The organism is Lyngbya aestuarii BL J (genome assembly GCF_000478195.2).
Lineage (GTDB): Bacteria > Cyanobacteriota > Cyanobacteriia > Cyanobacteriales > Microcoleaceae > Capilliphycus > Capilliphycus aestuarii.
Genome location: NZ_AUZM01000020.1, coordinates 72,468 through 93,139 on the forward strand (window position 1 = coordinate 72,468; position 20,672 = coordinate 93,139).

18 protein-coding genes are annotated in these 20,672 nt (G+C 41.6%); 11 read left to right on the forward strand and 7 right to left on the reverse strand.

Going from position 1 to position 20,672, the window contains the following annotated elements:
• Positions 1-1,051 precede the first annotated feature (1,051 nt).
• From sds to M595_RS10865, 4 genes are all read left to right on the forward strand, one after another.
• Positions 1,052-2,023: a solanesyl diphosphate synthase gene (gene sds / locus M595_RS10850; RefSeq protein WP_023066251.1), complete on the forward strand. Its 972-nt coding sequence runs from the start codon at positions 1,052-1,054 to the stop codon at positions 2,021-2,023.
• A gap of 749 nt (positions 2,024-2,772) precedes the next feature.
• On the forward strand, positions 2,773-3,099 hold the full coding sequence (locus M595_RS32275; protein WP_510984655.1) for an SET domain-containing protein-lysine N-methyltransferase: 327 nt from the start codon (positions 2,773-2,775) through the stop codon (positions 3,097-3,099).
• Positions 3,089-3,613 (forward strand): hypothetical protein, encoded by a 525-nt coding sequence (locus tag M595_RS10860; RefSeq protein ID WP_040483937.1) that lies wholly within the window; start codon positions 3,089-3,091, stop codon positions 3,611-3,613. Before M595_RS32275 ends, M595_RS10860 begins: the two co-directional genes overlap by 11 nt.
• 33 nt (positions 3,614-3,646) lie before the next feature.
• Positions 3,647-3,829: a hypothetical protein gene (locus M595_RS10865; RefSeq protein ID WP_023066223.1), complete on the forward strand. Its 183-nt coding sequence runs from the start codon at positions 3,647-3,649 to the stop codon at positions 3,827-3,829.
• A gap of 246 nt (positions 3,830-4,075) precedes the next feature.
• On the opposite strand, the gene M595_RS10870 is transcribed toward M595_RS10865, so the two are convergent.
• The gene (locus tag M595_RS10870) at positions 4,076-4,558 is read right to left on the reverse strand and encodes a hypothetical protein (RefSeq protein WP_023066224.1); all 483 of its coding nucleotides are present in this window, start codon (positions 4,556-4,558) and stop codon (positions 4,076-4,078) included.
• A gap of 184 nt (positions 4,559-4,742) precedes the next feature.
• Here M595_RS10870 and hetZ point away from each other — a divergent pair, with 184 nt between their 5' ends.
• The 6 genes from hetZ to nadB all read left to right on the forward strand — a co-directional run bounded on the left by hetZ (position 4,743) and on the right by nadB (position 13,108).
• The gene (hetZ, locus tag M595_RS10875; RefSeq protein WP_023066203.1) at positions 4,743-5,903 is read left to right on the forward strand and encodes a heterocyst differentiation protein HetZ; all 1,161 of its coding nucleotides are present in this window, start codon (positions 4,743-4,745) and stop codon (positions 5,901-5,903) included.
• 52 nt (positions 5,904-5,955) lie between these two features.
• The gene (locus tag M595_RS10880) at positions 5,956-7,011 is read left to right on the forward strand and encodes a hypothetical protein (RefSeq protein ID WP_152983561.1); all 1,056 of its coding nucleotides are present in this window, start codon (positions 5,956-5,958) and stop codon (positions 7,009-7,011) included.
• A gap of 106 nt (positions 7,012-7,117) precedes the next feature.
• Positions 7,118-9,481, forward strand: coding sequence for a transglutaminase TgpA family protein (locus M595_RS10885; RefSeq protein ID WP_023066214.1), 2,364 nt, complete (start codon positions 7,118-7,120; stop codon positions 9,479-9,481).
• Between the two features lie 56 nt (positions 9,482-9,537).
• The gene (locus M595_RS10890) at positions 9,538-10,422 is read left to right on the forward strand and encodes a smpA / OmlA family protein (protein ID WP_023066202.1); all 885 of its coding nucleotides are present in this window, start codon (positions 9,538-9,540) and stop codon (positions 10,420-10,422) included.
• Between the two features lie 214 nt (positions 10,423-10,636).
• Positions 10,637-11,065, forward strand: coding sequence for a photosystem II complex extrinsic protein PsbU (psbU, locus tag M595_RS10895; RefSeq protein ID WP_023066243.1), 429 nt, complete (start codon positions 10,637-10,639; stop codon positions 11,063-11,065).
• Between the two features lie 348 nt (positions 11,066-11,413).
• On the forward strand, positions 11,414-13,108 hold the full coding sequence (gene nadB, locus M595_RS10900) for an L-aspartate oxidase (RefSeq protein WP_023066200.1): 1,695 nt from the start codon (positions 11,414-11,416) through the stop codon (positions 13,106-13,108).
• Positions 13,109-13,145: 37 nt separating this feature from the next.
• Here nadB and M595_RS10905 read toward each other — a convergent pair whose 3' ends face one another.
• From M595_RS10905 to btpA, 4 genes are all read right to left on the reverse strand, one after another.
• Positions 13,146-13,346, reverse strand: coding sequence for a hypothetical protein (locus M595_RS10905; protein ID WP_023066267.1), 201 nt, complete (start codon positions 13,344-13,346; stop codon positions 13,146-13,148).
• Between the two features lie 443 nt (positions 13,347-13,789).
• The gene (locus M595_RS10910) at positions 13,790-16,003 is read right to left on the reverse strand and encodes a CHASE2 domain-containing protein (protein ID WP_023066239.1); all 2,214 of its coding nucleotides are present in this window, start codon (positions 16,001-16,003) and stop codon (positions 13,790-13,792) included.
• A gap of 337 nt (positions 16,004-16,340) precedes the next feature.
• Positions 16,341-17,258 (reverse strand): vitamin K epoxide reductase family protein, encoded by a 918-nt coding sequence (locus tag M595_RS10915; protein WP_023066216.1) that lies wholly within the window; start codon positions 17,256-17,258, stop codon positions 16,341-16,343.
• A 169-nt stretch (positions 17,259-17,427) separates the two neighbouring features.
• Positions 17,428-18,276 carry a photosystem I biogenesis protein BtpA gene (btpA, locus tag M595_RS10920; RefSeq protein WP_023066197.1) on the reverse strand — a complete coding sequence of 283 codons (849 nt, stop codon included), beginning with the start codon at positions 18,274-18,276 and terminating at the stop codon, positions 17,428-17,430.
• Positions 18,277-18,462: 186 nt separating this feature from the next.
• Here btpA and M595_RS10925 point away from each other — a divergent pair, with 186 nt between their 5' ends.
• A complete protein-coding gene (locus M595_RS10925) occupies positions 18,463-19,434 on the forward strand; it encodes an SGNH/GDSL hydrolase family protein (RefSeq protein WP_023066273.1) in 972 nt (323 codons plus the stop codon).
• A 352-nt stretch (positions 19,435-19,786) separates the two neighbouring features.
• On the opposite strand, the gene M595_RS10930 is transcribed toward M595_RS10925, so the two are convergent.
• Both M595_RS10930 and M595_RS10935 read right to left on the reverse strand, forming a co-directional pair.
• Positions 19,787-20,107, reverse strand: coding sequence for a hypothetical protein (locus M595_RS10930; protein WP_040483940.1), 321 nt, complete (start codon positions 20,105-20,107; stop codon positions 19,787-19,789).
• Between the two features lie 140 nt (positions 20,108-20,247).
• A partial coding sequence (locus tag M595_RS10935; protein ID WP_023066255.1) for an EAL domain-containing protein occupies positions 20,248-20,672 on the reverse strand: 425 nt, incomplete at its 5' end.

Genomic DNA, 20,672 nt, shown 5'->3' on the forward strand with positions numbered 1-20,672 from the left:
TCAAGGGAAATTAAGAGTCCCCAATCAAATAATCCCACCCCCCGACGGAAGTGGGACAATCTCCAACCTAACTGAAATACGACAACATTGGTTTAAAGGTTTCCCTTGACTCCGGATTCCAATTGCGCTACAATTTTAAAGCTGAATTTCGGGTGTAATCAAGTTGTCGATGATTCATTATTGGCTAGGATCTAGATCTAGAAATCTTAGCTGTACGCTTGGCAATCATTAACAATAAATAAACAGTTAAAACATAACCTGCGGCTAAAACGGGAATCATCAGTGGAGTTTCTTGGTAAATCATAACGGGTAGAACCAAACAGATAATAGGGAGGAGCATAGAAAAGGAGTTTAATACCAGCTACATCGGGCCAGCATACAGAGCTAAGGTCTAACTTAGATCACTCTACTCAAAGCACTAACTGGAAACTTCTTGTTCCAGGAAACGTTGTCAGGACTTTACTCAAATTACAGACTTATAAACTGAAGGGTTAGATTGTACTTTCCAATCTAAAGCTCAGAAGCCGTCTACTTACATACGGGCCTAAACTGTTCACTCTGGTGAGCTTTGAACTATTTATCAATCTTGAGCAGAGATCCATTTACCTACGGATAGACCCTGCAACGACAGGTAGCTAATACTCAGTCGTTAGACCAATAGCCCGAAATGTGTATAATTATTTAAACTCTTACTTACTAAAATAACATAAAACGCTCTATTGTGAGAGCCTGAAAGGGAATTTCCTTAATAATTTGATAAAATTTGACCGAGGGGTGAGAACTGAGCGCAAAAATCAACGGGACATTTCTCAGCCACAGATTTTCGGGTAGTCGGCGTTCAGTGTCTAGGAGAGTCAAATCTGTCGGATTTCCCACACAGAAGAAAGTTCAGCACTGTTGTCCGACTGATCTTGTCCGGTATTTACCTTCAGGCAATCGGGTTTATTTTCAGGTTTAGCGAAGTTTGACTTCACTATCCTAGAGGGTTAGCTTAAAATAAAACTATAATATGTAAAATTTTGTTAAACCCATTGCCTAATTTGGCTGATCCATGACCTCAAGCACTCTTTTATTTTCTCCGGTTGAAACAGATCTGCAACTGTTAACAGACAACCTCAAGCAGTTAGTGGGTGCTCGTCACCCCATTCTCTATGCAGCAGCAGAGCATCTTTTCAGTGTTCACGGGAAACGGGTGCGCCCTGCAATTGTTCTGCTCATTTCGCGAACCACGATGCCTAACCAGGAGATCACTCCCAAGCATCGACGACTAGCAGAAATCACCGAAATGATCCATACAGCGAGTTTGGTACATGATGATGTCGTTGATGAGTCGGAACTGCGGAGAGGCTCGCCCACAGTCCATAGTTTATTTAACAACCGTATTGCTGTCTTAGCAGGAGACTTTCTATTTGCTCAATCTTCTTGGTATTTAGCGAACCTCGATAATTTGGAAGTCGTCAAACTGTTGTCTAAAGTAATTATGGATCTAGCTGAAGGCGAAATTCAGCAGGGACTAAATCGATTTGACACCGGAATGTCGATCAATGCTTATCTCGAAAAAAGTTACTACAAAACGGCTTCTTTGGTCGCCAATAGTTCTAAAGCGGCAGGTTTATTGAGTGGCGTTTCAGCAGAGTTAGCCGAAGATTTGTATAGTTATGGGCAGAATCTTGGCTTGGCTTTTCAAATTGTCGATGATATTTTGGATTTCACAGGTTCAACAGAAACCCTTGGAAAACCTGCGGCTTCTGATCTCAAAAGTGGCAATTTAACCGCTCCGACTTTGTACACTCTCGAAGAAACACCATACTTAGAAACCTTAATTGAACGGGAGTTTGCTCAAGAAGGAGATTTAGAACAAGCAATCACTTTGATTAAAGAAAGTTCAGCAATTGAACGCTCAAGAGAACTTGCCGCCTATCATGCTAAACTCGCTGTCGAACATATTTCCAAATTTCCCGATTGTGATTCTCGAAAAGCTCTAATTGAATTAAGCGATTATGTTTTGAGTCGATTGTATTAGAAAACAGTCACTCTCTCACCCGTTCTCATCTACTCGGAGTACCCACCCTAGTTTATGTAGCAATGCCACCGTTCAGTTAAAGATTTTTTGCCAGATTTGTGACGTGTAGAAGCCCCCCTCCTCACGTTATTGATCTGATTAATTTTTGTCTGATATCAACAGTATTGAGATTAAAGTCGTCAGTCTGTGAAGTTGGTAGTGTTGATATATTGGACAGGGTTAGACGCAGAAGAAGGCAAAAAAAGCTGTTTGAATTGTTTCAAGAAAATCTGTGATAAGTGGTATTGAGCTGTAGGTTGGACTCAAGGCTAGCACAACTCAACTCAATGCTTTATGTATTGGGTTTCCTTCCTCAACCTAACCTACAGTATTGATTTGAGCAATCAATCTTGGTCAAAGCGATCGCTCTAAAAGACGATTCCTATCAGTTTCTCTGCTCTGAAGGTGCATAGAATTTATTGTTGACAAAAAAATTTATGATATGTAGAGTGGAATTGAAGGTATTTAAAGAAGGGTTAATATATTCGATCAGATCCCTAAAAATCCCTTGACTCTAAAGGATTACAAATAATGCAGAACAAAAAAAAAATCGAAGAAAACACAAAGTATCACTTTTTGCTGAGATCGGAGAATGCCAGACTACAGGTAACAAATCTCTATATGCCACCGTTGAATTTAAGTCTGGACAAGTCATCAGTAATTTTGGCAATAAAGAAATCTTTGATCGCCCCAACTATTTAACCGTCCAAATTGGCGACGATCACCAACATATTATGCTCGACCCCGAATTTTTGCAATACATCAATCATAGTTGTAATCCTAATGTTTTCTTCGATACTCAAAAGAGAGTGGTAATTGCTTTAGGAAACATAGAAATAGGAGAAGAATTCACATTCTTTTATCCATCAACAGAATGGTCTATGGATCGAGGTTTTGATTGTATTTGTCAAAGCGAAAATTGTCTGGAATACATTCAAGGAGCATCCCATTTACCCCCAAATGTTTTGAAAAAATACAAGCTGTCGCAATATATACAGCAAAAGTTAAAAAAGGATGACGATAAGAATGCTTTGTAAAGAAATGATGCCATTGCTAATAGAAAAGCTACAAAATGAATCAGGCATTGCTTTGTCTCGAAATAGAGCGGAGAGCTTGTGGGAAAGATTTCAAGACGGCTTTGCACATTTTGTTGTTATTCAGGGTCAAATCATTGGCTGTTGTTTTATTTGGCATGATTCGCTGAAACCAGATTCAGAATCAAAATATGTTGAATTGGGAACCTTATGGGTTCAAAAGAAGTACCGAACATCAGCACTTTTGGAAATCAGCAATAATATCAGACGTATAGCAAAAGGAAAGAAAATTCTAGGCTTTTGTAAACACCTCAAAGTCGCAAGATTTTTTGTGATGAGTCCTCTGTTTTCCTTTGGTTCAATTGCTAATTGGAAAAATTGCCCAACAGAAGTGATTGAATCATGCCAGCTTGAAGGGTGGCATCCCACTGATATCTCAACCCAGAGTCGGTATACCCGCGTATTATATCTTGAAAAAAATCATAAACTTACATCTTGGTACTTAATCTATGAATAATTCTGAAAAAAACTAATTAAACGTTCAACTCAAATGGCTACTAAAAACTTAAATCTTAGCCAATTAACTGGAGAGAAAACTTATACCGAAATCGTTTTTAAACAAGTGTGGAGTAAAGTTGAAGCTTATCGAAAACCCCATCCCCAACCGAAAATTTTTATGATGGCTTTTGGCAATACCACTCAGCCTTTACCTCCTACAAGGGAAGACCATTAAAGTATATCGTTGACCGAAAGCGAGGCTATTAAGTCTTAATTATTGTTTTGTTCTGTGTGGTAGATGTCCAATAAAAGAATAATAGACAATGCTAATTGAGAACAGACAACTTTAGCAGCGATCGCCATTTTTACCGGAGATGTCAGTCGTTAGCTTTTCAAGATTACTATTCTATAAAATTTGAAAAATAGACTATTCGCAATCAGTTTCTAACCACTGACACCTCATCTGTAGAGGTCTTAAATATTAAGCCAGATTTGGAGGAATATTTCGGGATTGAACTGTTGCTCGATATCGCTCCAAATAGACACGAATTAAATCTTGAACCTCAGTCCGTTTCACCTCAGTTCCTTTATCCAAATTACCCGGAATTTCAAAGAAAATAATACTTTCAAGGGGTTGAAGTGCAACCATTTGAAATAAAATATGTGTGACGGCGATGGGAGTAGCTACTACATCCGTCACTCCAGAAATCGGGGAACGATTGGAAGCATCTTCAGGAGTAGGATAAGCATAAATGACCTGCTTGTGTACATCGGGCTGATCCAGATGACTCAATGTTGTCAAGACCCAACTTTTATCCGTCGCTTGCAAGATATAGTAGCGATGATGCTTTAATTGTTGGGCGAGAGTTTTCAAAGCCGGGGCGATCGCTTCTATCACCCCAGGAGTCGTACCATCTTGAGGCGCATTATCAATTAAGGCTTGAATTTGTTGATCTAAATCCATCGTTTCTAGTAAAAAATAAAAGGTTAGCGGAGAACAAAGCGATCATCTAATATCGGGTCAATTGTCACACCTCATCCCTAAAAATATTATTACCCATCCCAGTTAACAGCTTAGGAGTCTCCGGAAATCCATTGGTTTCCCTCGAAAGGGTGTGTTAGGGCCACTGTTATTAAGTATTCAAAATATGGGGGAAATCTGCCAGAGCGATACTATCTATCAACGGCTGTTTAGTGAACTGAAGCAGTCCACCCGTGCCTCTGAGCAGAATTGCCGGGATGTTGCTCAACGTTTAACCGAAGAAGCTATTCGGATTTGTACCGAAAGCAGACGAATTCAGGCTTCGGGTGAAGTTGAAACTTGGGCAATGACATTAGCTCAACATCGCCTTCAGCAATGTCTGCATTATTACAGGCTAGGGTCAAGACAAGCTCCTGTCGAACTTCACAGCACCTTAAGTGCAATTGTCTACCGCTATATTACACCTCCCCAAGTCCAATCAAGTTATCAAGCGAGACTGGAATTAATCAGAGATTTCTTGCAGGGCTTCTACGTTGAAACCCTAAGTGCTTTTCGCAAAGAGGCTCAACTCCCTGCAACCTATCGTCCTCAAACGATAGTAGAATTAGCGGAATATTTAGCATTTACAGAACGCTATGGGAAAAGACGGATTCCGTTATCTCGGGGTCGTAGTCAACAACTGGTGATTTTACGCGCCCAAACCTTTTCTCAACAACAGCCGAAAGAAACGTTTGTGGATTTGGATCAAGCCGCCGAAGGATCATCTCAAGACTCGGATCAAACTTGGAATGATTCAGCGATGCAACAAGTACGAAATGCCATGGCCGCAGAATCGAGTGAGCCAGAATTAGACTCTTTACGTCAAACCGTCGTTGAAGAACTTATTGCCTACTTAGAGGAACACAACCAACAAGATTGTGCTGATTATTTTGCCTTACGTTTACAAGATTTACCCACTCGCGAAATCGAAGAAATCTTAGGGCTAACCCCTCGTCAGCGAGACTACTTACAGCAACGATTCAAATATCATCTGCTGCGGTTCGCCTTGGGACATCGCTGGGAACTGGTGCATCAGTGGCTCGAAGCTGATTTAGAAAAAGATCTGGGACTTACCCCTCGACAATGGCAACTTTTGCAAGAGCAACTCAGCGGTGAGCAAGCACATCTGTTAAGGTTAAAACAAGAGGGTTTATCAGAACAAGAAATCTCCCAAACCCTTAACTGCAAGGTCACTCAAGTCCAAAAACGGTGGTTTAAAGTATTAGAGTTATCTTGGGAGATCAGAAATCAATCAGTATCCGGAGCAGGGGCATCTAGCGATGAATAACGAAACATACCGAGATGATCCATCATTCGAGTGCCACTTTTTTGACTGGCTCATGCAAAAGTCACCAGTGACTCCGCCTGACGGGTTGGCAGTTTCTCAGGGGGAAAACCCCCAGGATCACACTGCTTCACCGGGCGACGACGGAGATGACAGTGAGCATTGGTCAGTCAAAAATCCTTCTTCTGTGGAGAATGAATCTGATCTCGAATCAAATGTTTACAACAAATCCACCAGGGTGGAGCCAGAAGAATGGGAAGAACTGGACCCATTAGACTCTGAAGAGATTGATGACTCCGACTACCAAGGTCAACTTTTTACATTGGGAGAGATACCAGCCGTGAAAAACAGGTTTGAAACGGTTTTGAAAAATCGGTTAAAAGCTGAGATGGAACGCAATCCACCGTTATTTCCTTGGGAAACAAAAGCATCTGATTTCGCTTGTTATCTTGACGTAATCGAAGAACAACGAGTTCCCTGGATTGCTCACAAGCAAAATCTACGGTGGTCTGTTCCGATTCCTGATCCCGTTTTTGCTCAGTTGCTGAGTCCTTGTCAAGAAGCGATTCAGTCTTCTTTAAGAGAGGGTGCGAAATTGGTTCAAGTGGTTGAAACGTTGTTTCCCCATCAATCTGAACCGCTCAACGAGTTAACTCATCGTTTGATGTTGGGTTGGGCTAGAGGAGAAGATCCGGTTCAAAATTTAACCCTTCCAGAATACGAAACGGCTAACCCCGAACAACAGATGTTGATGACGCTGTTAGCAGCCCAAGAAATTATTCAGGCTCTGACTTTAACCTGTGATCTCAATCAAGCTGCGATTAAACAACAATGGCTAACCAATCTAGGTGTGCTAACTTTAGAGGCTGAATATACTCAAAAAGACGGGCAGAGTGCATCCTTGAAAGTGACAGGTCATTTACCTGATGGCGGACATTTGTGGCTGACAGGAGCGGACGTACAAACAACAGCCCAACGCAGCGATCGCGGATCTCTCAGACTGGAGTTAGTTGATCCACAGCCCGATCACACCTATCGACTGAACGTTATCCTACACAATCAAGATCAGCATCCCCTCAGTTTTGCGATTTGTCCACAGTCGTTTAGGTAAAATCTCCTCAATTGTGCCTCTCAATCAAGGTTATTAATATGGCTTGCTCATCCGAGATCAGGTAAAGTGTTTCATAGCACTTGCAGATCTTTGCCGCGATTGAGCTATGACTTCTAGCACTTCTCCGTTCACTCAACTTTGGCGTCGGATCGAAGCAACGCCGAAGCCCGTACCCGAAGATTCCATTAGTTTGCGAATCTTGGTACAGTTGCTTGTGATTGTCGGGATTGTTGCGACTGATATCGCCATCGAAGAACCTCTCAACCTGTGGGCAATTCCCGTGAGCCTGGTCGGAGCTACCTGGAGTTATTTTCGCCGTCGTCATCGTAATATACCCGTAAAATTTTGTATTGCGATCGGAATGCTGGTCGCACTGGCGGCTTTTTTTGGGCGATTGGTGGGAGAACTCAATGATACTCGTCTGGTTTTGGCTCAACTGTTAATTCATCTGCAAATTCTGCACAGTTTTGATTTACCTCGTCGCCAAGATTTGGGGTACTCAATGGTGATTGGGTTAATCTTGCTCGGTGTTGCGGCTACCCTCAGTCAAACCCTGACTTTTGGGCCTGTTATTCTCGTTTTCTTAGCCATTGCATTACCCACTTTAATTTTTGATTATCGCTCCCGTTTGGGCTTTGCCCAACTCAATTTAAACAAAACCGATCAATCTCAACCCTCTAAACTTTTTTCCGCATTAAATGTAAAATTTTTAGGCGTTAGCTTTATTGTTGTTGTTGTCCTCGGACTGCTGATTTTTGCTCTATTACCTCGTTTTCCGAGTTACCAACTCCGCTCTTTTCCGGTGAGTTCTCCGATTGACTTACCTCAAGGTCAATTTGATGGGACTCGTGTATTTAATCCCGGTTATGCCTCGGAAGATAACCAAAATAATGACTCAGAAAATGGTGGTAGTGGTCGCAGTCCTCGGCGAGGCGCAGGTCAACTGGATTCGACTTTTTACTATGGTTTTGATACCCAAATCAATCAAAATTTACGGGGTCAATTAACGCCGAGAGTGGTGATGCGTGTGCGATCACAAGCCCGAGGATTTTGGCGTGTTGTTGCTTTTGATCAATATACAGGTCAAGGGTGGGAAATTTCCCGCAATGATGAGGATGAAATGTCTGTGGTCAACCGTCCTCCTTGGTCTTATCAATTTCTGCTTTATCCTTTCATTACAGCTAGTGAAACCCGAGAAATTGTTCAAAGTTATACGATTATTTCTCAACTCCCAAACTTACTTCCTTCTATGCCTTGGGCAAAAGAAGTGTATTTCCCAACTCAAGAATTAGCAATTGATGCTGAACGAAATTTGCGATCGCCTTTGGATTTACGAGAAGGAATGACCTATACTGTTGTTTCTCAAGTTCCTTTTCGCAATCGTTCGCTCTTGCAACAAGCTTCAACAAAATATCCCCAGAAAATTACCGATCATTATCTAGAAGTTCCCGAAGAAATTCGAGAAAAAGTTCGTCAAAAAACCGAAGAAATCTTACAGAACGTTAATCAAGTTGCCCAAACTAAAATTCCTCTAGATAACCCCTACGAAAAAACACTTTATCTTGCTCAATATCTCAAACAAAATCCGGTTTATCGTCTTCAAGAAGCACCGCCATTTTTACGAGAAGATGAAGATTTAGTCGAAGCCTTTTTATTTGGATACAAAGACAGTCCACCCGACGAAACCATCACAGGGGGTTATCCCGATCATTTTGCAACCATTTTAACCATAATGCTGCGTTCTATCGGGATTCCAGCTCGATTAGTGGCGGGATTTGACTCGGGAGAATTTAATCCCTTTACAGGCTTATATGTTGTCAAAAATACCGATGCTCATGCGATGACAGAGGTGTATTTTCCTGAGTATGGTTGGTTTGCTTTTAATCCAATTCCAGGTATGGAATTAATTCCACCTTCTATCGAAGAAAACCAAACTTTTAGTGCATTACGTTCATTTTGGCAATGGATAGCGGGTTGGCTACCGTCTCCAGTTACGAGTATTTTACAAACAATATTCGGAACGCTATTTATTTGGATCGCGCGAAGTATTCGGTGGTTTTTAACTCTATTTACTCGAGGATGGGTGGGTTTATTTACGGCATTATTTGTGTCATTAGCCGTGAGTTTTTTAGGATGGTTTGGGTTTGATCGTTGGCAGGTTTGGCGTTATCATCGTTGGTTGTCTAAACTCCCTCCTGAAGAACGTTTTTATCAACAGATGTTGAAGCTTTTAGCTGCAAAAGGATATCAAAAGTCTGCCGCACAAACGCCTTTAGAATATGCTCACTCTATGCAACAATATCATTCTGTCGATGAAACTGAGGTGATTGAGGAAGTTTCTCAGACTTATATGCAGTGGCGATATGGAGGGAAATCAGCAAATATAAACCAAATGAAAATCTTGATTAATAATTTAAAAAAAGCTCATCTTAAACGGTTGAAAAAGCGAAAGTTTAGAGGTTTAAAATAGTTGGTTCTAATCGTTTTAGTCATTTAATAATATTCAGGGATGAGGAGGACTCAAAAATGAAAATAATTCTAATTTCAGCCGGATTAGTTTTAAACTGTTTCTTTGCCGTACCGATTAATGCTACGCCTTTTAACCCTTTTACTAAAGTTGAATATGATCAAATTCGGCATGGAATGACTTATGAAGAAGTCAAAGCAATTATGAGAGGAGAACCTGGAGAACGGGATCAGGGGTTTCGAGAGGATTCAGATCAAGAAGATCCTCGCACGATGTATCATTGGATTAATCCCGATGGTTCATCCATTACAGTTGTATTTAGTCCAGAAAACGAAGTGATTAATCTGGGTTCTTACAACTTAATGCCTCCCCTACATACAAACTTATCGAGAACAGAAGATAATCGCCTCCAAAACTTATATCAAAGTCCAATTACAATAGATTACTATAATCAACTCAAAATCGGTATGACCTATGAAGAAGTCAAAACCGTCATGGGTTCCGAGGGAAAAACCAATCAAGAACTCTACAATACCAGTGGTGATTCTTCTCAAACTCGCTATCACTGGTTAAACCCAGACAATACGGGTATTAGTGTTGTTTTTGATCAAGATAATCGAGTTCGTTCCATTATTACCCACAATTTAAACGAATATGTGATGGGTGGAGATCCCATTCCCTCTCAAACACCCGAAGGCCAAACTTTAGCCACACGTCAACAATATTATCAACTACAAATGGGAATGACCTATGATCAAGTCTCATCCATCATGGGAACAGAGGGAAAGCCCAATCCCAGTTTCAACCCAGATGGAGACGAAAACTTTAAAACCTCCTATGAATGGATGAATCCTGATGGAAGCGGAATTAAGGTGATTTTCAATATCGATGATCAAGTCACAAAAATTTACGGTTTGGGTTTAGGAGTCGGACTAAGATATTAGTTTGAACAGTCTTGTCAAAAAAACGCTTTTTGATCAAACAGCAATCTTAACAGGTGTTCATGGTGTCAAGAGTGCGGTATATTACCATAACAGTAGGGTAATGACTGCATTAAGGTGACTGCAATCACTTTAATTAGATCCACTGCCAATGGGCGTGGAGTGTGTCACGAGGTACTTGTCACTGCTGTTTAGATCAGTTGGGAGAAAAATATCAATGAAACAATTAGGTCGTTTGTTAGTTCTAGTAGGTTTATTAATAAGTTGTCTAGGATGGGCTGGACATCAGAATGCTTATGCAGCTAATTTGAGTCTGAATAAGTTACCTGTTGTCTCTCCCATTTTGGCTGTTGAACAACGAAGAAATCGGGCTGATGAAAAGTTAGGCGAATTTGGAGAGAAGCTCGATCTCAACAATAGTTCGATTCGAGAATTTAGACAATTGCGGGGAATGTTTCCTACTCTTGCGAGTATGATTGTTGATCAAGCCCCCTTTGATTCAGTTGAGGATGTCCTCAAAATGGAGGGATTAACAGAGCGTCAAAAACAAATTCTGGAAACTCATTTAGATGAATTTACAGTCACTCCAGTTGCTTCTGTTTTACAAGAAGGAAACTTCCGCTTGAATACAGGAACCTACGACTAGACTGGCTGAGATTTTCAATTCAGGTTTTCGGTTTTGAAAGTCGATTTTGATTAGAAAATAACTCCCGTTAGAGTCTGTCAGCGATAACGGGAGCTTTTAAGTCCCTAGAAAAGTCTTCTCGACAAATAACCCAGGATGATTCAAAGAAGGTTGAGTGTTTAGCCGAAAAAGTCTCGATTGAGTTAAACCTCAAAGAAACAACAAACTCTAAGAACAGATGCAAGAAAACCATTGTTATTTTTATGAACAAAATTAAGAATATTAGGATCAAGAAATTCTAGGTAGTCGAGGTTGAGTCAGAGCTTCTATAATATCCGGGCATAGCCATCCTTTACCGTCACCTTGAATATGACCCATTTTGATCCATCATCTCCTGTTAATATACCCGACCATTTTGATGTATTGGTTGTCGGGGCAGGAGCCGCAGGTTTATATGCTGCTTTGTGTTTACCGACTGATCTCCATGTGGGCTTAGTCAATAAAGACATCCTTCCCCTTTCCGCTAGTGATTGGGCGCAGGGAGGTATCGCGGCGGCTATTTCTGCTGAGGACTCACCTCGCCTGCATTTGGAGGATACTTTAAAAGCTGGAGCCGGGTTATGTGAACAATCTGCGGTTGAATTTTTGGTTTCTCACGGTCCTGAATGTATTCATCGTTTGGTCGAAATGGGAGTCTTGTTTGACCGACATGACCAAAATTTAGCTTTAACCCTAGAAGCCGCTCACTCTCGCCATCGCGTCCTTCATGCGGCAGATACAACAGGTCGAGCGGTGGTCAGTATTCTCGCGGAACAGGTTCTCAACCGCCAAAATATTCAGCTTGTGTGTCCGGCTTTTGCCTTAAACTTGTGGCTAGATCCACAAACGCAACACTGTCAAGGCATTAGTGTCATTTGTAACCGCCAAGTGCGATGGATAGGAGCATCAGCCGTGGTTTTAGCCACAGGAGGCGGTGGACAAGTCTTTTCCCAGACTACAAATCCCAGTGTCAGTACGGGGGATGGAGTGGCGATGGCTTGGCGATCAGGGACGTTACTGCGAGATTTAGAGTTTGTTCAGTTTCATCCTACAGCTTTGAAAATATCGGGTGCGCCTCGGTTTCTGATTAGTGAAGCGGTTCGGGGAGAAGGTGCCCATTTAATTGATCAGCAAGGGAAACGGTTTGCGTTTGAGTATCACCCTGACGGAGAACTCGCCCCCCGAGATGTGGTCAGTCGAGCGATTTTTAATCACTTACAGAAGATGAGAGCGGTTCCAGGCGCTAATAGTGAGAATGTTTGGTTGGATTTACGTCCGATTCCCCCTGAAAAAATTCGCTCCCGTTTTCCGAATATTATTCAAGTTTGTCAACAGTGGGGAGTAAACTTATTTGAAGAACCGATTCCGGTTTCTCCTGCGGCTCATTATTGGATGGGTGGAATTGTGACGGATACCCTCAATCAAACTTCGATTCCGGGTTTATATGCAATTGGCGAAACTGCAAGTACAGGTGTACATGGTGCGAATCGTTTAGCGAGTAATTCTTTGCTAGAGTGTTTGGTTTATGGCGCTCAGATGGCAAAACTTCAATACACAAATACCAGTATAGATTTACCTGTTTCTTCGGAAAAGATCGAATTTTCTTTACCTTCGGATTGGCAAGAGCAGTATGATCAGATTAAGGAGATTAAAACCCAGTTACCCGATTTAGTTTGGCAAAGTGCAGGAATTTGTCGCGACGGACAGAGGTTAGATCAAGCTCTCTGTCTAGTCGAAGCTTGGCATCAAACCTTCCTCAATCTCCCTTTGAGTCAAACTCTGTTAACCTTGCAACCGCAACAAACCATTCAGTTTGATCAAACTATCAAGCCTTCCCAGTTGAGAACATGGGGAGAAACCTGTAACTTGCTCGATATTGGATATTTAATTCTCAAAAGTTCTGCCTTTCGACAAGAAAGCCGAGGAGGTCATTATCGTCAAGATTATCCTGAAACCAATCCTAGCTGGCAAGTCCATACTTTGACTCAAGGCGATCAAACCTGGAAGGCTTCCTTAATCACCTAAATTTTTGGGAGAAGTGAGGAGTGTTTGATTTGAGCGATTAACGCCCTCCGCCGCTACCGTTGGTGTTCGGCGGCTGCTCCTCCGTTTGTTTGACAGGACAAATAATCGAATCTAGAGGGCCAGATGTAACCTGACACCCATGAAACTCATTCGTTCTATTTTCGGGTTCAAAGCGAGCTTGAGCCGCTTCTACTAGCGAGAACTGCACACCTGCGATCAGCGTTACAGTCGTTGTCAATCTAATTATGCACCCCATGGAATTTATACCCCTGATTAACTCAACTTACCCACAAGAATTATCAATAGGATTTCTGTTGTGTTCAGTATATCAGTATTTTTACGGAGTTGCTACAAACTTAAATATTTCTCACCCAAAATTTTTGTTAAACGGACGAAAGCGACGACCCTAAGCCTTTAGTCGGAGGTCGGAGAATACTCCTTTTGACTCAAAAAAGTTGAGAAATTCTCAAATAAATTGCTGAGTAACGCCGTTTTTAGAGGAAACTTACTGAAAAATCTGAGCATTTCCTTGAATTGCAACAAAAGAGTCGTTATAATGGCAACACCCCCTGAAGGTAGAAATACCTGACTTGTTAATCTACTTCTTACCCCCACCCCTTTCCGTAAATTTTTAAGAATTTTTTGGGCATTTTGATTAATGATGCCAGATTGCAATATTCACTAATCTTCTGGAGACGACTGCACATTAAACTCAGGTGATGAAGTCGCAAACTTGTATCTATTCTTCCCCGAACGTTTGGCTCGATACATGGCATCATCTGCCTTTTGAGTAAGAAGATTGAGGTCATGAGCATCAAGAGGATAGACACTAATTCCAATACTGGTGGTTACAGAGACAATGTGTCCGTCTAAATGAGCTTCTTGAGTAATCGTCTGAAGAATTTTTTTAGCCACTCTAGCAACATCAGCTTTACGAGGAATTCCCGGTAAAATCACCGTAAATTCATCTCCTCCTAGCCGAGCCACTGTATCACTACTGCGTAAACAATCATTCAAGCGTTGGGCGACGGTTTTCAACAATAAGTCACCAATATGATGACCCATTGTATCATTAATAATCTTAAAATCATTCAAATCCAAGTAAAATAAAGCCACTAATTTGTTATTATTTGTCGCCCATTCTAAAGATTGAGCGAGACGTTCATTAAAAACTTTACGATTCGCTAAACCCGTAAGCGGATCTTGTTCGGCATGAACTTTAAGTTGAGCATTATAATGTTCTAATTCGGCTGCAATTCTTTTCAGTTCTTCTTCTAAACACTTGCGTTCAGTAATATCTCGAATAACACCGACTAAAAATATATTTCCCGCCGCATCTCGATGAATAGAACGTTTAGTGGCAATGAAGCGTGTTATCCCTTGAGCATCAGTCAACTTTTCTTCATTTTCTTGCTCACCCGCCAAATAAAATGCTAGTTCATCTTGTTTCCAAAAAATATCAGCTTCTTGTTGGGGAAATAGCTCATAATCCGACTTACTCATCAGCGTTTGCATCGGATAACCCACTAACTTACAATAAGCTTGATTAATCACAATTTTGTGATGGTTTTTATTCTTCACATAAATCGGATCAGGAATCGTATTAATCACACTGCTCAAAAAATCAGTAGAGCGTTTAAATTCCCCTTGTAAATGAGCTAAATAACCAACCACAACCGCCGCCGAAGCCAACAAAGTTATCAAGGGAGGAACAACAGGAATCCACCATCCATAACAAAAAAGCAGATAAGCTCCTCCACTCAAACCCACACTCAACAATAAAACCAACGTCGTTGAGCGATAAGGCGCTCGTAACTTCCAACACAAACTCGCGCCCACCCAAGACCAACCCAAAATCCACAACCATTCAACGGGGTCAGACCAAACCTGAATTTGAGTTCTGTTATCGAGAGCGGTACTGAGAATTTGGCTGACAAAATTCGCCATCAGTTCCACCCCGTACATTTTTTCCCGAGATTGAAACAAACCCCCACTGTAAGAGGTGAAGTGAGTATCTTTCACACTCGGAGCTGTGGGGCCAATCAAAACAATGCGATCGCGAATTAACTCTGATGGGACTCGACCTTCCAATACCTCCGTCATGGAAACTCGACGAAACCGACCCATTGGCCCGCGAAGATTCGCCAGAAATTGATAACCCCCGGCATCAGCGCGTACATAAGCCCCGTCATTTTGACGAAACCGGGTAATATTACCTTCTCCAAGCGGAAAATCAGTAGCGGGTGCTAAGGAGGGGAGAGAAACCCCTTGATTTTCGAGGTAAATAGTCGCTAGCTTGAGCGGAAAACTCTCAAGAATGACATCATCGGGAAACCAAACATGAAGCAAGCCTCGCCGCACAACCCCATCGGTATCCGTCATAAAATTATTGAAACCGACTTGATCTTTCTGTGCAAGAATCGGAGGAGGGTTTACGGCTGACCCATTTCCGCTTTCAAACGTTTCAATTCCAACAATATTAGGAATCGTTTGAAAAGCTTGTACTAATTCCGCATAACCGGGTTCAGTGGGTAAATCTCGATAAAGATCAAGACCAATCGCTTGCGGTTCTGCTGCATTAATTTGTTGGAGTAACTGAGCCAGTTTATTATCAGGTATGGGAAAACCATAGGCTTGTAAGTCAGATTCATCAATTCCGACAATCAGGATACGCTCATCAATCGGCTCTAAAGGTCGCCAACGAAAAAACAAATCTAGCACAGACCACTCTAGAGGTTGTAAGAACCCTAAAGCCCGCATTGCAATCACAATTCCTGCAATGCTCGAAGAGGTCAAGATCACCCGACGGTTTTGGGAGAACCATCCCGTCAGCGATGCTAATTTTTGCTTGTATTTCTGAAGTTTTCCAACTCTTGTTCTCAGTATCCAAAGCAACCGTCTAGCTCCTGTCTTGATAATCTAGATCCATTAAGCTTTTGACCCACTCAGGGATGAATCTAGTGTGGTGTGTAGAAAGGATTGGAAAGACTAACTTCCCTGAAAAATTCACACGAGGATAGGCAGATTCGGCTTGCTAGATTGTACGGGTATAGAACAAGGCAATCAGGAACATTTAGAAATCCATTCGTGTTCCTGGCACAGTTGAAAGCTGATCGAAAAATAGATGTTAGCTCAATGGTTTGAATCGTTGACCCTGACCTCAAAGTAACACTATCAATTTAACAGTGTTGCTCGTCGTTATTTTGACAAGTCTTCCTAAGCTAATTTCACCCTAATATTTAAAATTACGCCGTCCTTGATAACCCGATAAATCAGCCAATTTTTCCAGTGATGCAGTACCGGGATAAAATTGACCGTCAATTTCCCAAGTCGGATATCCTGTTATTCCTGCTTCTTTACAAAGCTGGGGTCGAGCATTTTTACCTTTAGGATCACATTCTACATAATCGATCATAGCAAATGCTTCTTTGCCAAAAAGCTGTTTTTGGTCGTGGCAGTGAGGACACCAATAAGCCCCGTATTCTTTGGCGTTGAGTTGCTGAAGATGACGGGCGAGTGCGAGTTCAGCCGGCCCTGAAGTTGTGGTAATCTCACCGGGTTGTGAGGGATTAGCCGCAGTTACAGAGGTTTCAGAAGCATTGATACTACCATAGAGACTCAAAGCCCCAATCAGTGTTACCATGCCAATCGTTAGACCTGTCAGTAACAGTTGTCCGACATCTTCCCAGTCGTGACCCCAAATACTGAGAACAAACAAACTGACAGCAAACAACGCTGAAACAATACAGTAGGGACACCACTCTCCAATCTCGAACACCATAATATTCATCAGGTAGCCGCTAAACACGACCATCGCCGTACTCAGGGCAAACATCAGCAGTCGCGTTTGTTCTTCGAGATTAGCCCGCAGAGATTTTTGAGAATGCGGATCAACTAATAACGGGGCAATGGCAACAATCCCCATACTCAAATAAGCCAGCAAACCAAATAGAGTCAGCGGTAAACCAAAAACACTCGCATAAGGGCTATTTAGCACTTGGTCGCACCCCTCTGTCGGACAAGCCGCTGAACCGCCCGTGAGTTTGACCCAAGTTAGATAGGTTGTCTCGACAGCACCAAGACTCGCAATCGCAGCCGTGATCGGGCGAGACCAACGATGAATCCAAGGATTAGAACGTTTGGCAATCATCACTTAATTTCAGCTAAAAGAGGACTATTAATTTTAGATCTTAGTCACTTTGAACTGAGATTTGAGAAGCTAATTCTTGAGAATTGACTAAAATCCTCTGATTTTCTCTAGGATTGAAACCGAAAAATACCGATTGTCATTGAGAGATTGTCCGAGCAAAAGTGAAAACTCAAACTTTTTGTTTGTCTAACTGCCAATTTTCTGGATCGTGAGAGACGGATAAACTGCGCTGCATGACTTCTACAAATTGCCGCACTCGACTCGGGTCAATCGGTTGGTCAATCCGTCCATGTCGCTTCAGAGAACTCGAAACAATCACACCATCTGCGGCTTGAATCAACTTCGGAATATTTTCCCAATTGGCACCACTGCCAATAAATAGCGGAGTCTGACCTGCGGCTTTCCGGGCTAATTCTAAATCCTCCCAACTCGGCGGATTTCCCGTAGACAGACCTGATAAAATCACACCATCGGCTAAAGCCCGTTCAATCGTTTCTTTGACCACTGAACTTAAATGAGCCAAACCTAAAGGAGCCGCGTGTTTAACCAAAACATCCGCTAAGATTTTGACATCACTCCCGAGTTCTCGTCGATAGCGAAGCAGGCGATGGGCATTGCCTTCGATTAGGCCTTGGTCAGTTGCCATCACTCCATTGAGGACATTAACACGAATAAACTGCGCTCCGACACAGGAGGCGATAGCCATCGCACTTTCAGCATCATTGCGTAAGACATTAATGCCAATCGGGACGGTGACCAAGCTCATCAATCGATGCACAATCAGCGTCATTGCACTGACAATTGCCGGATTGACCTGATTTTTGGCAAAGGGAGCATCAAAAAAGTTCTCCACAATAATACCGTTCACACCGCCAGAGGCTAGAGCAGTCGCCTCCTGTTCGGCTCGATCCATAACAGTTTTGAGATTACCTCCCCAACGGGGAGAGGTCGGCAGCGGTAGTAAATGTACGACACCAATAATCGGATTGGATGTTTGAAAAATTTCCTTTAAGTCCACAGGGTTTACCTTATACCACCAAAATAGAACAGCCAGTTCCTAGTTATTAAAGCCAGGATATCGGCTACAGTGGCAATTGAATAGACAACGCTTTGAGACGGTATACCATAAGATTTTATCGGTAACAGTGACACCATAACTAGGGTTCGTCAAAATTTGGAAGCAGGAAGTTCAGGAGGCCGGTTCGTGAAAATTGTCCTGATTATTTTAGCGGTTTGGGTTGGATTGCTCATTCTAGCCGAAATTGGGTTAAGAGTCATGTTTGGTTTTGGTAATCCCTTAATTTATCAAGCGGATGAGGATATTGGCTATCTGTTAGTTCCCGATCAGAAAACGCGACGGTTTGGCAACCGCATCGAGATTAACCAGTATTCTATGCGAAGTTCCCCGATTACGACTGTTCCACACTCGACAACTTTACGCATTTTGTTATTGGGAGATTCGATTGTCAATGGGGGATGGTGGACTGATCAATCGGATATTATCTCGGAAATGCTCACTCAACAATTGACTCAAACTCTAGATAAACAGACTCCCAAACACCAAATAGAAGTTTTGAATATTGCGGCTAACTCTTGGGGGCCACCGAACCAACTCGCTTACTTACGAAAATTTGGGACGTTTCAAGCGGCTTGTTTGATTGTGATCATCAATACAGATGATTTATTTACTAAACGTCCTAACCCGAACCTGGTGGGGGTTGATCGGAACTATCCCGACCATCGACCGATTTTAGCCTTACAAGAACTCTTGAACCGTTTTCGTCCACCTCAACCCTCGTCTATCGCTGCTTCTGACTCTCATCGGCAACCCTCTGATCCTGTCAGCTATAATCTCCATGCAATTGAGGAAATTCGAGACATTGCCACTCAACAGGAAATTCCTTTTTTATTAGCGATGACTCCTCTATTGCGGGAAATTGGCAGTCCTGGCCCGAGAGATTATGAAATTAAGGCTCGTCAACGTTTAACTGAGTTGACTCAAACTCAAAAAATCTTTTATATCGATTTTTTACCGCTTTTTAATTCAATAAATGAACCCAAATCTTTCTACCGAGATCATATACATTTGAGTGTTCAAGGCAATCAATTCGTCACACAAAAATTGACTCAAACCTTACAAGAAAAGATGGAAATTTTAGTCAATTCTTCCCCGTAAATCTTCTGAAGTTTAGACTAAAACTTGAACAGCGTAGATGTTTTGGCGAAATTTATGCAATCGTTTCAATTTCATCTGAACTTGAAGAAATTTATTGAAAGCTTTAATTTTCTCATCGAGATGTATTAGGGGATAAGTCCGGTCGTAGGGTAGTCTAAACTCCAGTAACTCTAACATATTCCTATTTTCGGTAAAAAATAAATATAGCAGGTCGCACTGGTATATCTACAAATGCCCTGAACGAAGAATAGCCAAAAGCCTGACTATATCGGCATTTTCTTGCCTATTGCCAGAGCGCCTATTGCCTGCCGCCTGCGTTGCGCTATAGTATCGTTAATTTTTAGTTTCATAATTAAAACTGTTGTAAAAACTCTAACAATTCTCTTTTAGAATAATCTTTATTATCATCAACAACAAACTCTTTATTTTCGTCTATACATTTAAAAAATCTAAAACGAAATACCTCGGTTAGATACAAAGCTTCTCTGTAAAATGAAGTTAATTTGGTTAGATCATTAAACGCTTTATCATAAAACTCTTTTATTGTTAAATCAGGCATTTTAAATTCGGGTATTAAACAGCTACTAAAAGGTATTATAGATGTACATTCCCAATCCTCTAACGAAAAAACAATATTCCAATACGTTTCTGTTGAAGTTATTTTAATTTTCATAATTTAATAAAGAATAACACTTGGCAGAATAGATCTTTAATTCAACTGGAGCTTAGACTAAACTTTGAGCAAAAAATCAATATCTCCTATTAATAGTTAAAAATGCCGGAGTCTGTCAAAATCCTCAAACTCAAGGCATCTCAAATGACCTGACGGACTTGTTCAGATACAGTATTAAAAGTGTTGAGATGTTTCTCATTGTACATTTTTGGTGCAGGTTTTATCAACACACCCGGCTTTAGCAAAAAATCTTCAATTTGCTCACCCGGTATCGGTTTGGAGAATAAATAACCCTGTCCCGATTCACACTCTAGCGATCGCAGTTTTTCCAGTTGTTGGGGGGTTTCTATACCTTCTGCAACCGTTGCCAAATTCAGAGATCGCCCCAAGGTAACAATCGAGTGAATAATACAGCGTTCTCGCGTTCCTCGGTTGAGAGTTTCCACAAAAGAACGATCAATCTTGATCACATTCAGCGGAAATTGATGCAAATATCTCAAAGATGAAAATCCCGTTCCGAAATCATTAATGTGTTGAAAATCATCTAAATCGATAAATAGGACAG